This is a genomic window from Janibacter corallicola NBRC 107790, assembly GCF_001570965.1.
Classification (GTDB): Bacteria; Actinomycetota; Actinomycetes; order Actinomycetales; family Dermatophilaceae; genus Janibacter; species Janibacter corallicola.
The window spans coordinates 1-13,265 of the sequence record NZ_BCSR01000018.1 but is presented as its reverse complement, the minus strand read 5'-3'; the positions used below and the strand labels follow the sequence as shown (position 1 = coordinate 13,265).

Here is a 13,265-nt window from a genome sequence, read left to right as displayed (position 1 = left end):
TCGTTGCGCCCATGGACAAGACGATGGAACGGATCGGGGTCGTCGGCGGCGGCCTCATGGGCTCGGGCATCGCAGAGGTGTGCGCCCGGGCAGGCAGCGACGTCGTGGTCGTCGAGGCCGACGACGAGCGGGCCGAGAACGCGCGCGGGCGGCTGGAGAAGTCCCTGCGCCGGGCCCAGGAGCGAGGCAAGATCGAGGACGCCGATGCCGCGCTGGCGCGTGTGCGGGTGGTCACCGACCTGACGCTGCTGGCCGACCGGCAGCTGGTCGTCGAGGCGATCGTCGAGGAGGAGAGCGCCAAGGTCGAGCTCTTCCAGCAGCTCGACCAGATCGTCGAGGACAGCGAGGCGATCCTGGCCTCCAACACCAGCTCCATCCCGATCATGAAGCTCGCCACGGTCACCTCGCGCCCCGCGAAGGTCCTCGGCGTGCACTTCTTCAACCCGGTGCCGGTGCTCAAGCTCGTCGAGCTGGTCCCCTCCCTCATGACCGCGGAGGAGACCACCGAGGCGGCCCGGGCCTATGTCGACGGGGTGCTCGGCAAGCAGGCGATCACCTGCCAGGACCGCGCCGGCTTCGTCGTCAACAGCCTGCTCATCCCCTTCGTGCTGAGCGCGATCCGGATGTACGAGTCCGGCTTCGCCACCGCCGAGGACATCGACACCGGCCTCGTCCTCGGTGCCGCCCACCCGCAGGGCCCGCTCGCCCTGGCCGACCTCATCGGTCTGGACACGACGATGGCGGTGGCCGAGTCGCTCTACGAGGAGTTCAAGGAGCCGCTCTACGCTCCCCCGCCGCTGCTCGCCCGCATGGTCGACGCCGGGCTGCTCGGCCGAAAGGCCGGCCGGGGGTTCTACAGGTACGAGAAGTAGGGCGTCGCGAGCGCAGCGGATGAAGGCTGGGGTCGGCCCGACTCAGGGGCTGAGCTTGCGAAGCCCCAAGGGCCGCGCCCCACGCCTTCACCCGCGGAGGCTCGCTGTCGTTCAGCGCGCCGTGGGCAGACCCTTGAGCAGCTGGCGGGCCATGACGAGGCGCTGGACCTGGTTGGTGCCCTCGTAGATCTGGGTGATCTTCGCGTCGCGCATCATCCGCTCGAGCGGGAAGTCGCGGGTGTAGCCGGCGCCGCCGAGCAGCTGGACCGCGTCGGTGGTCACCTTCATCGCGACGTCGGAGGCGTAGCACTTGGCGGCTGCCCCGAAGAAGGGCAGGTCCGCGTCGTGGCGCTCGGACTTCGCGGCCGCGACGTAGACCATCTGACGGGCTGCCTCGAGCTCCATCGCCATGTCCGCGAGCATGAACTGGATGCCCTGGAAGTCGGCGATGTTCTTGCCGAACTGCTTGCGCTCCTTGACGTAGGCCATCGACTGGTCCAGGGCGCCCTGGGCGATGCCGACGGCCTGGGCGCCGATGGTCACCCGGGTGTGGTCGAGGGTGCGCAGGGCGATCTTGAGGCCCTCGCCCTCGGCGCCGACGATCCGGTCACCGGGGATGCGGCAGTTGTCGAAGTGCAGCTCGCGGGTCGGGCTGCCCTTGATCCCGAGCTTGTGCTCCGGCTCGGAGAAGCCGAAGCCCTCGTCGGACTTCTCGACGACGAAGGCGGAGACGTTGCCGCCACGGGGACCGTCGGGGTCGGTGACCGCCATGACGGTGTAGAACTCGGACTCGCCGGCGTTGGTGATCCAGGCCTTCTGCCCGCTGAGGACCCAGTCCTCGCCGTCCTTGGTCGCGCGGCAGCGCATGGCGGCGGTGTCGGAACCCGCCTCGCGCTCGGAGAGCCCGTAGGAGAAGCCCTCCCCCTTGGCCAGCCGCGGCATGTACGTCGCGTTGATCTCCTCCGAGCCGCCGAGGATGACCGGCATCGAGCCGAGCTTGTTCACGGCCGGGATCAGCGAGGAGGAGGCGCAGACGCGGGCGACCTCCTCGATGATGATGCAGACCGCGAGCGCATCCGCCCCGACGCCGCCGTGCTCCTCGGCCACGTGGGCGGCGTGGAAGTCGGCGGCGATCAGTGCCTCGTTGGCCTCCGTCGGGAACCGGGACTCCTCGTCGACCGCGGCGGCGAAGGGGGCGATCCTGCCCTCGGCGACGGCACGCACCGCCTCACGCAGTGTCTCGTGGTCCTCGGAGGTGCGGAACAGGTCGAAGTCTGGGTTGGCGCTCACGGGCGCGATGCTACCGGTGGTTTCGAGGCTCGGGCCCCAGGGGGCCCGAGCGTCTCGACCACCGTGGGTCAGGAGTCGGTGCCGAAGAGGTCCCGGGTGTAGACCTTCTCGGCGACGTCGGCCAGGTCCGGGGTGCGGCGGTTGGCGATGATGACGTCGGCCTCGGCCTTGAACTCCTCGAGGTCGCGCAGCACGCGGGAGCCGAAGAACTCGTCCTGCGCCATCTCGGGCTCGAAGACGACCACCTCGACGCCCTTGCCCTTGATCCGCTTCATGATCCCCTGGACGGAGGAGGCGCGGAAGTTGTCCGACCCGGACTTCATGATGAGCCGGTGGACGCCGACGATCCGGGGGCGGCGGCGCAGGATGTCCTCGGCGACGAAGTCCTTCCGGGTGCGGTTGGAGTCCACGACGGCCTGCATGAGGTTCTGCGGGACGTGCTCGTAGTTCGCCAGCAGCTGCTTGGTGTCCTTGGGCAGGCAGTACCCGCCGTACCCGAAGGACGGGTTGTTGTAGTGGGACCCGATGCGCGGGTCCAGCCCGACGCCCTCGATGATCTGCCGCGTGTTCAGCCCGTGCCGCGCGGCGAAGGTGTCCAGCTCGTTGAAGTAGGCCACGCGCATCGCCAGGTAGGTGTTGGCGAAGAGCTTGATCGCCTCGGCCTCGGTGGAGTCGGTGAGCAGCACCGGCACCTCGGGGTCGGCCGCGCTCTCGACGAGCAGGTCGGCGAAGCGCTGGGCCCGGTCGCTGACCTCGCCGACGACGATCCGGCTGGGGTGCAGGTTGTCCATCAGCGCCTTCCCCTCGCGGAGGAACTCCGGGCTGAAGAGGAGGTTCTCGGTGCCGAGCTTCTCGCGCAGGCCCTGGGTGAAGCCGACGGGGATCGTCGACTTCACGACCATGACGGCCTCGGGGTTGACGCTCGTGACGTCGGAGATGACCTCCTCGACGCTCGAGGTGTCGAAGTAGTTGGTCTCCGGGTCGTAGTCCGTCGGGGTCGCGATGACCACGTACTCGGCGCCGGCGTAGGCCTCCTCCTTGTCCAGGGTGAAGCGCAGGTCCAGCGTGCGGTGGGCGAGGAAGTCGACGATCTCGTCGTCGTGGATGGGGCTGCGTCCCTCCCCCAGCATCGCCACCCGGTCGGCGTTGATGTCGAAGCCGACGACCTCGTTGTGCTGGGAGAGCAGGACGGCCATGGACAGGCCCACGTACCCGGTTCCGACGACGGCGATCTTCGTGCTCACGCATTCCTCATTTCAGTGGGGCGACGCAACCACGCACAAGTGTGCCACCGGCGAAACAGACCGCCACGCGGTGGGCGTGGACCATTGCACCTCCGGCACTTCCGGCGTTGGATGGGTCACATGAGCCTCACGCACACGAACGACATCGAGACGATGCGCCGCCTCATCGCCGACCCCGGCACCTGGGTCGTCGTGGGGCTGAGCAACAACACCGACCGGGACGCCTTCCGCGTCGCCCAGTGGCTGAAGCGGGAGATGCACAAGGGCATCATCCCCGTGCACCACGCGGCCGAGGCGGTCGACGGCGACACCGGCTACGCGAGGATCGCGGACATCCCCGACGGGGACATCAAGGTCGTGGACTGCTTCGTCAACTCCGATCACGTGGGTGCCGTGGTCGACGAGGCGATCGAGCACAAGGACCGGCTGCAGATCGACGCGGTCTGGATGCAGCTGGGGGTGATCGACCACACCGCCGCGGACAAGGCCCGCGAGGCCGGGCTGGACGTCATCATGGACACCTGCCCGAAGATCGAGTGGCGACGGCTGCGCATGGAGGGCGCCTCCCGCTGAGCGAAGGGGGCCCGCCCCGCGCCCCGAGGGCGGCCACCTCACCCTGCGGAGCGTCGGCGCCGCAGCGCCTCCCCCCTCGCATGGGCCTGCTCGGACAGCTCGGTCGCGAACTCGGCCGTGCGCTCGCGCAACCGCCGGGCCTCCTCGCCCTCGCCGGCGCCGAGGATCCGCACCGCCATGAGACCGGCATTGCGGGCCCCGCCGACGGCCATCGTCGCGACCGGGATGCCGCCGGGCATCTGCACAATCGAGAGCAGCGAGTCCAAGCCCTCGAGGTTGGCCAGCGCCACCGGCACGCCGATGACCGGCAGGCTCGTCACCGAGGCCAGCATCCCCGGCAGGTGCGCCGCTCCCCCGGCGCCGGCGACGATGACCCGCAGCCCGCGCTCCTCGGCCTGCTGCCCGTAGCTGATCATCTCGGTCGGCATGCGGTGCGCGGAGACGACGTCGGCCTCGTACGGCACGCCGAAGTCCTCCAGCACCGTCGCGGCCGCCTCCATCGTCGGCCAGTCGCTGTCGCTGCCCATGACGAGGCCGACGACCGGCACCTGCTCGCTGCTCACTGCGTGATCACTCCCTGGATGTAGTCGGCCGCGTGGGTGGCGCGCTCCCGCAGGGCGGGCAGGTCCTCGCCGCAGACGGTGACGTGCCCGATCTTGCGACCGGGACGGACCCCCTTGCCGTAGAGGTGGACCCGCAGCCCGGGGTCCCGCGCCATGACGTGCCGGTACGTCGGGTACAGGTCCTCGTGCTCGCCGCCGAGGACATTGGCCATGACGGTCCACCCGGCGCGTGCCTCCGGGGACCCGAGGGGGAGGTCGAGGACGGCCCGCAGGTGCTGCTCGAACTGCCCCGTGACGGCGCCGTCCATGCTCCAGTGCCCGGAGTTGTGCGGACGCATCGCGAGCTCGTTCACGAGCACCGACCCGTCGGCCAGCTCGAAGAGCTCGACCGCCATGACACCGGTCACCCCGAGCTCCGCCGCGACGTCGAGCCCGATGAGGGTGGCGGCGCGGGCGGACTCCTCGGACAGCCCGGGCGCGGGGGCGATGACCTCGGTGCAGATGCCGTCGGTCTGGACGGTCTCGACGACCGGCCACGCGGCCGCCTGGCCGGAGGGGCTGCGGGCGAGCAGCACCGCCAGCTCACGCACGAAGGGGACCTTCGCCTCCAGCAGCAGCTGCTCACCCTGCTCGTCCGCCCGGGCGAGCCACTCCTGGAGGTCCTCGATCGCGGCGGCGACGAGGACTCCCTTCCCGTCGTAGCCGCCACGGGGGGTCTTGGCCACGATCGGCCAGCCGACCTCCGCGGCGAAGGCCTCGACCTCCTCACGGCTGCCCGCGGCCCGCCACGGGGGGCAGGGCGTGCCGGCGTCGGTGAGCACCCGGCGCATGACGAGCTTGTCCTGGGCGTGCAGGAGTGCGCCGGGGCTCGGGTGCACGGTGACGCCGTCCTCGACGAGGGCCGCCAGGATCTCCTGCGGCACGTGCTCGTGGTCGAAGGTGACGACATCGCACTCCCGGGCGAAGGCGCGCACCGCGGCCATGTCGGTGTGGGCCCCGACGGGAGCGGACGGGATCACTTGCGCCGCGCTCGATCCGGGGTCGTCGGTGAGCACGGAGAGGGTCACCCCCAGCTCCGTGGCGGGGCCGGCGCACATCCGGGCGAGCTGGCCGCCGCCGATGACGCCGACAACGGGAAATCCACCGGGGGCACGAACGGGAGTCGACACGTGGGCAGGATACGCGGCCGGCCCGGTTAGCCTGCCGTGGTGCACCACGCAGCCGAGACCACGGCGGCACCCCCGCCCGGGGTGCCGTGGTGAGACGGCGCGCGAAGGGGGGCCAGGGCCTGGTCGACACGCTCTGGCACGAGATGGGCAAGTTCGGTGTCATCGGGGTCGCGAACTTCGTCATCGACATCGGGCTGTTGAACCTGCTGATCTCCACGGTGCTCTCGGACAAGGTCACGACCGCCAGGATCATCAGCGGCAGTGTCGCGACCCTCTTCTCGTGGTTCGGCAACCGGTCCTGGACCTTCGTGCGGCGCCGCTCGCGCCCGGCCCACCACGAGGTGACGCTCTTCTTCGTCGTCAACGGGATCGCACTGCTCATCTCGACGCTCTGCCTCGTCCTCAGCCACTACGGGCTCGGGCTGACGAGCACGATCGCCGACAACGTCTCGACGATCATCGGGATCGGGCTGGGAACGGTCTTCCGCTTCTGGGCCTACCGCTCCTTCGTCTTCGCGCCCGGGCGGGCCGGCCGCTTCAGCGGATCCCCCGGCCGGCGAGGAAGACCGAGAACACCGCGGGGTGGGAGCTGACGAGCTCCAGCCGGCCGCCGTTGCGCTCGGCGAGCTGACGGGCCAGCCCCAGCCCCAGGCCGGAGCCGTGCGAGGTCACCGACCGCTCGAAGACGTGGGGCGCGATCGCGGCCGGGATGCCCTCCCCCTCGTCCTGCACCTCGATGACCGTCGAGCCCGCGGAGGCCCGCATCGTGATCGTCACCCGGCCGTCCCCGTGGGCGAGGGAGTTCTCGATGAGGGTCTGCAGGATCTGCCCCAGGTCGGCCGGGCTCGAGCGCACCGCCAGGCCGGGCGGGCCGTCCACCCGCATCGTGCGCCGGGCCGCGGTGAAGGCGGGCTGGTACTCCCGCTGCAGCGCCGCCAGCACCGAGTCCAGGGAGATCTCGGGGACCACGCCCTCCTCCCCCTTCGAGCGGGCCAGCAGGGTGTCGATGACGCCGGTGAGTCGCTCGACCTGGGTGACGGCGACGGCCGCCTCCTCGCGGACGACGTCCATGTCGTCGGTCTCGCCCATCTCCTCCAGCCGCATGAGCAGCGCGGTGAGCGGCGTGCGCAGCTGGTGGGAGGCGTCGGAGGCGAAGTCCCGGTCCAGCGCCCGCTGCTGGGCCAGCTCGCCGGCCAGCCGCGCGAGCCCCTGGGTGTGGGAGTCGATGTCGCTCAGCCCGACCTTCGGCCGCGGCAGGGCGCCGGCGCCCCGGCGGATCGCCTCGACCTGGGCATCGATGAAGGCCAGGCCGCGGTTGCGCCGCCGGATGATCGAGTGCAGTGCGAGCATGCCGATCGGCGCCGCGAGGAACACACCGGCGACCGGCGCGACGACGGCCCAGGCGAGCACGTCCAGCCCCAGCACCCGCGCACCGTCACCGCCGGTGATCGTCAGGGCGACCGCGCCGAGGACCAGCGCTGTGACGACCCCGGCGCACACCACGGCGACGAACACCGCCCGCCGTACGTACCCGATGAAGCTCACGGGAGGTCCCTCAGGCGTCGAAGCGGAAACCCACGCCGCGCACCGTCGCGATGTGCCGCGGGTCGGCGACGTCGTCACCGAGCTTGCGGCGCAGCACGGAGATGTGCATGTCCAGGGCCTTCGTCGAGCCGTACCACTCGGTCTCCCAGACCTCGCCCATGAGCTGCTCGCGGGTGACGACGCGCCCGCTCTCGCGCACGAGCACGCTCAGCACCGCGAACTCCTTGGCGGTCAGGGCCAGCTCCTCGCCGTGGAACCAGACCCGCCTGCTGTCCGGGTCGATGCGCACCGGGCCGGAGGGCTCGAGCTGCTCGTCCGAGCGGCGCCGCAGCAGCGCCCGCACCCGGGCCATGAGCTCGGCGAGCCGGAAGGGCTTGGTGACGTAGTCGTCGGCGCCGGCGTCGAGCCCGACCACGGTGTCCACCTCGTCCGCGCGCGCCGTGAGGATCAGGACGGGCAGGTCGGAGCCGGTGGCCCGCATCCGTCGGCAGATCTCCAGCCCGTCGAGGGAGGGGAGGCCGAGGTCGAGGACGAGCAGGTCGGGGGTGGAGCTGAGGGCCACGTCGAGCGCCTCACGCCCGTCGGCGTGGACCGTGACGTCGTAGCCCTCCCGGACCAGCGCGCGGGCCAGCGGATCGGATATCGCGGAGTCGTCTTCGGCCAGCAGCACTCGGGTCATGGGGGCAGCATAGGAACTTCGGACCGGTGGTGCGCGATGGGACTCACACGTGCGCCATGACATCGGTCTGGCGGCGGCCGCCGGTGACCCGCAGCAGGCGACTCGGTTGGACCTCCCCGATGCCACGAAGGGAGCGGCGCCGGGTCGGAACCGTCGTGAAGCCGCTCAACGGCTCCAGCTGGCGGGCGAGCGCGTCGTCGACGTAGACACCCCCGGGGGGCGCCACCGCGGTGAGCCGGCTCGCCCGGTTCACCGTCGTGCCGAAGACGTCACCCAGGCGGCGCAGCACCGACCCGTGGGCCATCCCGACCCGTGCCGCGGGCAGCAGGTCGTCCTCGGCCATCGCCTCGACGAGGTCGAGGGCGATGGCCGCGCCCGGGGCGACGTCGTAGGTCTGGAAGAGCACCTCGTCGCCCACCGTCTTGACCACCCGTCCGCCGTGCGCGGTGACGATGTCGGTGCACAGGTCCTCGAAGCGCTGCACGAGCCGGCCGAGCTCACGCTCGGTGAGCCGGCGCACCACCGAGGTGAAGTTCACCAGGTCGGCGAAGCCGATCGTGCTCGTGCGCCCGTCCTCCTCCTCGCGGGTGAGCATCCGCTGGATCGTCGCGGTCAGCTGTCGGCGCCACACGTAGAGCAGCAGGGGCTCCAGGTCGTCGGCGAGGTCGGCGAGCGCCCGGGCCGCGTCCTCGTTGTCGCCGAGGGTCCGCTCGTCGGGGAGGCGGATCTCCTCCCGGGCGACGTCGGCGAGCGAGTCCTCGCCGTGCCGGCGCCGTGCGATCTCCTCGGTGACCAGCTGGGCCTGCCACGCCGCGAGGCGGTCCATGGTCCGGGCGAGAGCGCGCGTCATCGACAGCGCGAACTCCTCCTCCATGTCCTCGTGGCGGACCATCTCGGCGACCCGGGCCAGGGCCTCCCGGTCGGCCTCGGTGAACATCGTGTCCTCGTCCTGGACGATGGGGAAGCCCATCGCGTGCCAGAACTTGCGGGCCGAGCGGATCGAGACGCCGGCGCTCCGGGAGACCTCGCGCCGCCCGAGGGAGGCGGGCCGCCCCAGGAGGGCACGCTCGAAGGACTCGGGTCCATCACCCTCGCCGCGTTCGCGCGCCCCGTCGGTCACGACACCTCCGTGAACTCAGTGCTCCTGCCGGTGCTGGCCCTGCGTCCGCGACGCGCCCGCGGCGCGGATGTGCTGGACATCACCAGCGGCCACGGTAGTCCAGCCCCGTGGACCGTCCACCACCAACCGGCCGTCCTCGTCGATCCCGTCGGCCAGTGCCTCCTCCCTGGTCCCGTCCGGCAGGTGCACGACGACTCGCCGTCCGAGGGTGTCGCAGGCGGCGCGGTAGGCGGCGCGGACCCCCTTCGCGCGGGTCCCGCCGGCGACCAGGTCCGCGTGCATCCGGGCCAGCCCGGTGAGCACCCCGGCGGCGAGGTCGGTGCGGTCCACCTCCGCTCCGACGAGGCGAAGGGAGGTGGCGGTGTCCGTGGGCAGGTCCCCACGGTCGTGGTGGACGTTGATCCCGATGCCGACGACGACCCCGGCACCGAGCGCCCCGGCTCCCTGGCAGAGGATCCCGCAGACCTTGCGGTGCCCGTCGGCGGGCAGCTGCACGTCGTTGGGCCACTTCAGGGCCGCCGCCACGTCCACGCCGGCGAGGGCCTCGCGGACGGCGAGACCGGTGAGCAGCGGCAGCCACCCCGGCGGGGCCACGGCCGGCACGAGCACCGACATCGCCAGGCCGGCCCCGGGGCGCTCCTGCCAGTCGCGGCCGAGCCGGCCGCGCCCGGCGGTCTGGTGGTCCGCGAGCACCGGCGCCCACTGCTCACCGCGACGGGCGACCTCGGCATTCGTGGAGTCCACCTCGGCCAGGTGGGTGATGCCCCGCCACGGCGTGTCGGGGGGCAGCTGGTCGGTGAGACGGGGCACGTCGATCGAATCGGGCACGACCGCAAGGCTAGGCTGCGGCCCATGGCCCAGAGCACCGAAACCGCGGAAGCACCGTCGATCGGCGGCACCGAAGTACCCGTCGACATCGACATCCACACCACGGCAGGCAAACTCGCCGACCTCAAGCGGAGGGTGGCCGAGGTCGCCAACGCGGGCTCCACCCGTGCGGTCGAGAAGCAGCACTCGCGCGGCAAGCAGACCGCCCGCGAGCGGGTCGCGATGCTCCTCGACGAGGGCAGCTTCGTCGAGATGGACAAGTACGCCCGGCACCGCTCGACGAACTTCGGCCAGGAGGCCAACCGCCCCTACGGCGACGGCGTGGTCACCGGGTACGGCACCGTCGACGGTCGGCAGGTGGCCGTCTTCGCCCAGGACTTCACGGTCTTCGGCGGCTCCCTCGGTGAGGTCTTCGGCGAGAAGATCACCAAGGTCATGGACTTCGCCATGAAGATCGGCTGCCCCGTCGTCGGCCTGAACGACTCCGGCGGCGCCCGCATCCAGGAAGGCGTGGTCTCCCTCGGCCTCTACGGCGAGATCTTCAAGCGCAACGTGCACGCCTCGGGTGTCATCCCGCAGATCTCCGTCATCATGGGCCCCTGCGCCGGCGGCGCCGTCTACTCCCCCGCGGTCACCGACTTCACCGTGATGGTCGACCAGACCTCGCACATGTTCATCACCGGCCCGGACGTCATCAAGACCGTCACCGGCGAGGACGTGGAGTTCGAGGACCTCGGCGGCGCCCGCTCGCACAACACCAAGTCCGGTGTCGCGCACTACATGGCCGACGACGAGGAGGACGCGGTCGACTACGTGCGTGCCCTGCTCTCCTACCTGCCGAGCAACAACCTCGAGGACCCGCCGGTCTTCGGCGACGAGCTGGACCTGTCGGTCAACGAGACCGACCTCGCGCTCGACACGATCATCCCGGACTCGGCCAACATGCCCTACGACATGCTGGCCATCATCCAGAGCGTCGTCGACGACGGCGAGTTCCTCGAGGTGCACCCGCTCTTCGCGCCGAACATCATCTGCGGCTTCGCCCGCATCGAGGGCCGCTCGGTCGGCATCGTCGCGAACAACCCGATGCAGTTCGCGGGGACCCTGGACATCGAGGCCTCCGAGAAGGCCGCGCGCTTCGTGCGCACCTGCGACGTCTTCAACGTCCCGGTGCTGACCTTCGTCGACGTGCCGGGCTTCCTCCCGGGTACCGACCAGGAGTGGAACGGCATCATCCGTCGCGGCGCGAAGCTGATCTTCGCCTACGCCGAGGCGACCGTGCCGCTCGTCACCGTCATCACCCGCAAGGCCTACGGCGGCGCCTACGACGTCATGGGCTCCAAGCACCTCGGCGCCGACATCAACCTCGCGTGGCCGACGGCCCAGATCGCGGTCATGGGCGCCCAGGGCGCGGTCAACATCCTCTTCCGCAAGCAGCTGGCCGAGGCCGAGGCGGCGGGCAAGGACGTCGAGGCGGCCCGCCAGGAGTTCATCACCGAGTACGAGACGGCGCTGGCCAACCCCTACGTCGCCGCCGAACGGGGGTACATCGACACGGTCATCTCGCCGAGCAACACCCGGATGAACGTCTCCAAGGCGCTGCGGGCCCTGAAGACCAAGCGGGAGACCCTCCCGCCCAAGAAGCACGGGAACATCCCGCTGTGAGCGCCGCGCAGGAAGACTCCGCACAGGACTCCGGTCCGGACCCGCAGGACGCTGCCACCCCGGCGCAGCGCATCGAGGTGCGCGGCGACGCGACGCCCGAGCAGGTCGCCGCACTCGTCGCGGTGCTCTCCGGGCTGGGCGGCGAGGACGAACCGCCTGCCGCGCCCACGTCGCAGTGGTCCGCACCGGCCCGACTGGTGCACGCCCCGCTCCACCCGGCGCCCGGCGGCTGGCGGGCCTCGGCCCTCCCCCGCTGAGCCACTCCCTCACCGGTTCGGTCATGCCACGCGTGCTGTCCGCCAACATCGGGCGACCCCGTCCGCTGCGCCTGGCCCCCGAGCGACCCACCGGCATCGACAAGCAGCCGGTCGACGTGCTCGAGGTCCACGACCCGGGCCCGCGGCGGGTCGAGCACGGCGCCGGGGTCTCGGGCGTCGGTGGTGACCACGTCGGCGACGGGCGACACCACGGCGGGCACGACCGCGCGGTCTATGCCTACGCCCGCGAGGAGCTCGACATCTGGGCCGCCGCGCTCGGGCGCGAGCTGCCGAACGGGTCCTTCGGGGAGAACCTCACCACGAGCGGCATCGACGTCGACGCCGCCGAGGTCGGCGACCGCTGGCACGTCGGCAGCGCGGTCCTCGAGGTGCGGTGGACGCGCCAGCCGTGCGCGACCTTCGGCGAGTGGATGGGCGAGCGCGGCTGGGTGAAGCGCTTCGCCCGGCACGGCCGCACCGGAGCCCTCTTCAGCGTGCTCGTCCCGGGCGAGATCCGCGCCGGGGACGAGATCGACGTCGAGCCCTCGGGCTCCGGCATCGACCTGCCCACGGTGCTGCGCGCCAAGTTGGGCGATGCCGTCCTGGCCCGCCGGGTCGTCGACTCGGGTGTCTACACCGGGGCGAGGCTGCGCCAGTTCACCGACGTCCTCGAGCGCTGAGCGGCCCTCAGAAGAGCGAGAGCGGCCCCTCCTCGGCCCGGTCCTCCCCGGGGGCGGGGGTCGCCGGCACCCGCACGCTTCCGGCGCCCGGGATGCCGGGGCCACCCTCGGGGGCGGCGCCCTTCGCCCAGGACGCGGCGGCGCTGGAGGCGAGCCGGTCCGCCTCCTCGTTCAGCGCGTGACCGGCGTGGCCCTTGACCCACTCGAAGGTCACCGAGCGGCCCTGCATCGCGGCGTCGAGGGCCTGCATGATCTCGACGTTGAGGACCGGCTTGCCGTCCTTCTTGCGCCAGCCCTTGCGCTTCCAGCCCGGCATCCACGCGGTGATCGAGTTGATGACGTACTTGCTGTCGCAGATGACGTGCAGGTCCTCCTCGAGGTGCGCCGTCTGCTGCAGCAGGTCGAGCACCGCCGTGAGCTCGCCCATGTTGTTCGTCCCGTGCGCCCAGCCACCGTGGTCCCAGCGGTCCTCGTCGATGTACCAGCCCCAGCCGGCGGGGCCGGGGTTGCCGAGGGCGGATCCGTCAGCGGCGGCGGTGATCGTCATGCAGACACTCCAGGGGCACGAAGGGGGTCACGGGCGGTCCCGAGTATGGCACCGGGCGAGCACCTCACCGTGGACGACGACGAACCACCCGTCGGGTGACCCGGTCCACGACCGCCAGCCCTCGACGACCTCGGCGATGTCCCCTTCGTCGGCCAGGCCCTGCCGCAGGACCTCCTCGTGGAAGCCGGACTCGACGGCCCGCCGCTGCCACTGCCCGCCCCACCACCGGCGGG

15 protein-coding genes and 1 pseudogene are annotated in these 13,265 nt (G+C 71.5%); 6 read left to right on the top strand and 10 right to left on the bottom strand.

Annotated elements, in window-relative coordinates; all coding sequences use genetic code 11:
• Nucleotides 1-11 precede the first annotated feature (11 nt).
• Nucleotides 12-872, top strand: a complete 861-nt coding sequence (locus JCO01S_RS08425) for a 3-hydroxybutyryl-CoA dehydrogenase (RefSeq protein WP_169796915.1) — start codon at nucleotides 12-14, stop codon at nucleotides 870-872.
• 111 nt (nucleotides 873-983) lie between these two features.
• On the opposite strand, the gene JCO01S_RS08420 is transcribed toward JCO01S_RS08425, so the two are convergent.
• Both JCO01S_RS08420 and JCO01S_RS08415 read right to left on the bottom strand, forming a co-directional pair.
• The gene (locus JCO01S_RS08420; protein ID WP_068253715.1) at nucleotides 984-2,162 is read right to left on the bottom strand and encodes an acyl-CoA dehydrogenase family protein; all 1,179 of its coding nucleotides are present in this window, start codon (nucleotides 2,160-2,162) and stop codon (nucleotides 984-986) included.
• A gap of 68 nt (nucleotides 2,163-2,230) precedes the next feature.
• Entirely contained in the window at nucleotides 2,231-3,406 is a 1,176-nt protein-coding gene (locus JCO01S_RS08415; protein WP_218002249.1) for a nucleotide sugar dehydrogenase, read from the bottom strand.
• A 120-nt stretch (nucleotides 3,407-3,526) separates the two neighbouring features.
• Here JCO01S_RS08415 and JCO01S_RS08410 point away from each other — a divergent pair, with 120 nt between their 5' ends.
• Nucleotides 3,527-3,979 carry a CoA-binding protein gene (locus JCO01S_RS08410; protein ID WP_068253811.1) on the top strand — a complete coding sequence of 151 codons (453 nt, stop codon included), beginning with the start codon at nucleotides 3,527-3,529 and terminating at the stop codon, nucleotides 3,977-3,979.
• Between the two features lie 38 nt (nucleotides 3,980-4,017).
• Here JCO01S_RS08410 and purE read toward each other — a convergent pair whose 3' ends face one another.
• Together purE and JCO01S_RS08400 are read right to left on the bottom strand one after the other, a co-directional pair.
• A complete protein-coding gene (gene purE, locus JCO01S_RS08405) occupies nucleotides 4,018-4,506 on the bottom strand; it encodes a 5-(carboxyamino)imidazole ribonucleotide mutase (RefSeq protein ID WP_068253808.1) in 489 nt (162 codons plus the stop codon).
• A gap of 32 nt (nucleotides 4,507-4,538) precedes the next feature.
• On the bottom strand, nucleotides 4,539-5,711 hold the full coding sequence (locus JCO01S_RS08400) for a 5-(carboxyamino)imidazole ribonucleotide synthase (protein WP_068253712.1): 1,173 nt from the start codon (nucleotides 5,709-5,711) through the stop codon (nucleotides 4,539-4,541).
• Between the two features lie 89 nt (nucleotides 5,712-5,800).
• Here JCO01S_RS08400 and JCO01S_RS08395 point away from each other — a divergent pair, with 89 nt between their 5' ends.
• Nucleotides 5,801-6,304 carry a GtrA family protein gene (locus JCO01S_RS08395; protein ID WP_245634375.1) on the top strand — a complete coding sequence of 168 codons (504 nt, stop codon included), beginning with the start codon at nucleotides 5,801-5,803 and terminating at the stop codon, nucleotides 6,302-6,304.
• Here JCO01S_RS08395 and JCO01S_RS08390 read toward each other — a convergent pair.
• Genes JCO01S_RS08390 through JCO01S_RS08375 form a run of 4 tightly spaced genes read right to left on the bottom strand, consistent with a single transcriptional unit; the run spans nucleotide 6,249 to nucleotide 9,883 of the window.
• Nucleotides 6,249-7,256, bottom strand: coding sequence for a sensor histidine kinase (locus JCO01S_RS08390; protein WP_245634374.1), 1,008 nt, complete (start codon nucleotides 7,254-7,256; stop codon nucleotides 6,249-6,251). The genes JCO01S_RS08395 and JCO01S_RS08390 overlap by 56 nt on opposite strands.
• A gap of 10 nt (nucleotides 7,257-7,266) precedes the next feature.
• The gene (locus JCO01S_RS08385; protein ID WP_068253709.1) at nucleotides 7,267-7,935 is read right to left on the bottom strand and encodes a response regulator transcription factor; all 669 of its coding nucleotides are present in this window, start codon (nucleotides 7,933-7,935) and stop codon (nucleotides 7,267-7,269) included.
• A gap of 43 nt (nucleotides 7,936-7,978) precedes the next feature.
• A complete protein-coding gene (locus JCO01S_RS08380; protein WP_084342760.1) occupies nucleotides 7,979-9,055 on the bottom strand; it encodes an adenylate/guanylate cyclase domain-containing protein in 1,077 nt (358 codons plus the stop codon).
• 15 nt (nucleotides 9,056-9,070) lie between these two features.
• Nucleotides 9,071-9,883: a biotin--[acetyl-CoA-carboxylase] ligase gene (locus JCO01S_RS08375; protein ID WP_245634373.1), complete on the bottom strand. Its 813-nt coding sequence runs from the start codon at nucleotides 9,881-9,883 to the stop codon at nucleotides 9,071-9,073.
• Nucleotides 9,884-9,907: 24 nt separating this feature from the next.
• Between JCO01S_RS08375 and JCO01S_RS08370 the strand changes: the two genes are divergently transcribed.
• The 3 genes from JCO01S_RS08370 to JCO01S_RS08360 are packed head-to-tail and all read left to right on the top strand — an operon-like array spanning nucleotide 9,908 to nucleotide 12,485.
• Nucleotides 9,908-11,548: an acyl-CoA carboxylase subunit beta gene (locus JCO01S_RS08370; RefSeq protein ID WP_084342759.1), complete on the top strand. Its 1,641-nt coding sequence runs from the start codon at nucleotides 9,908-9,910 to the stop codon at nucleotides 11,546-11,548.
• Nucleotides 11,545-11,805, top strand: a complete 261-nt coding sequence (locus JCO01S_RS08365; protein ID WP_084342758.1) for an acyl-CoA carboxylase subunit epsilon — start codon at nucleotides 11,545-11,547, stop codon at nucleotides 11,803-11,805. Before JCO01S_RS08370 ends, JCO01S_RS08365 begins: the two co-directional genes overlap by 4 nt.
• A gap of 23 nt (nucleotides 11,806-11,828) precedes the next feature.
• Nucleotides 11,829-12,485: an MOSC domain-containing protein gene (locus JCO01S_RS08360; protein ID WP_068253706.1), complete on the top strand. Its 657-nt coding sequence runs from the start codon at nucleotides 11,829-11,831 to the stop codon at nucleotides 12,483-12,485.
• Nucleotides 12,486-12,492: 7 nt separating this feature from the next.
• Here JCO01S_RS08360 and JCO01S_RS08355 read toward each other — a convergent pair whose 3' ends face one another.
• Both JCO01S_RS08355 and JCO01S_RS15905 read right to left on the bottom strand, forming a co-directional pair.
• Nucleotides 12,493-13,032 carry a ribonuclease H family protein gene (locus JCO01S_RS08355; protein ID WP_084342757.1) on the bottom strand — a complete coding sequence of 180 codons (540 nt, stop codon included), beginning with the start codon at nucleotides 13,030-13,032 and terminating at the stop codon, nucleotides 12,493-12,495.
• 27 nt (nucleotides 13,033-13,059) lie between these two features.
• A pseudogene (locus tag JCO01S_RS15905) lies at nucleotides 13,060-13,265 on the bottom strand (hypothetical protein); the annotation flags it as partial.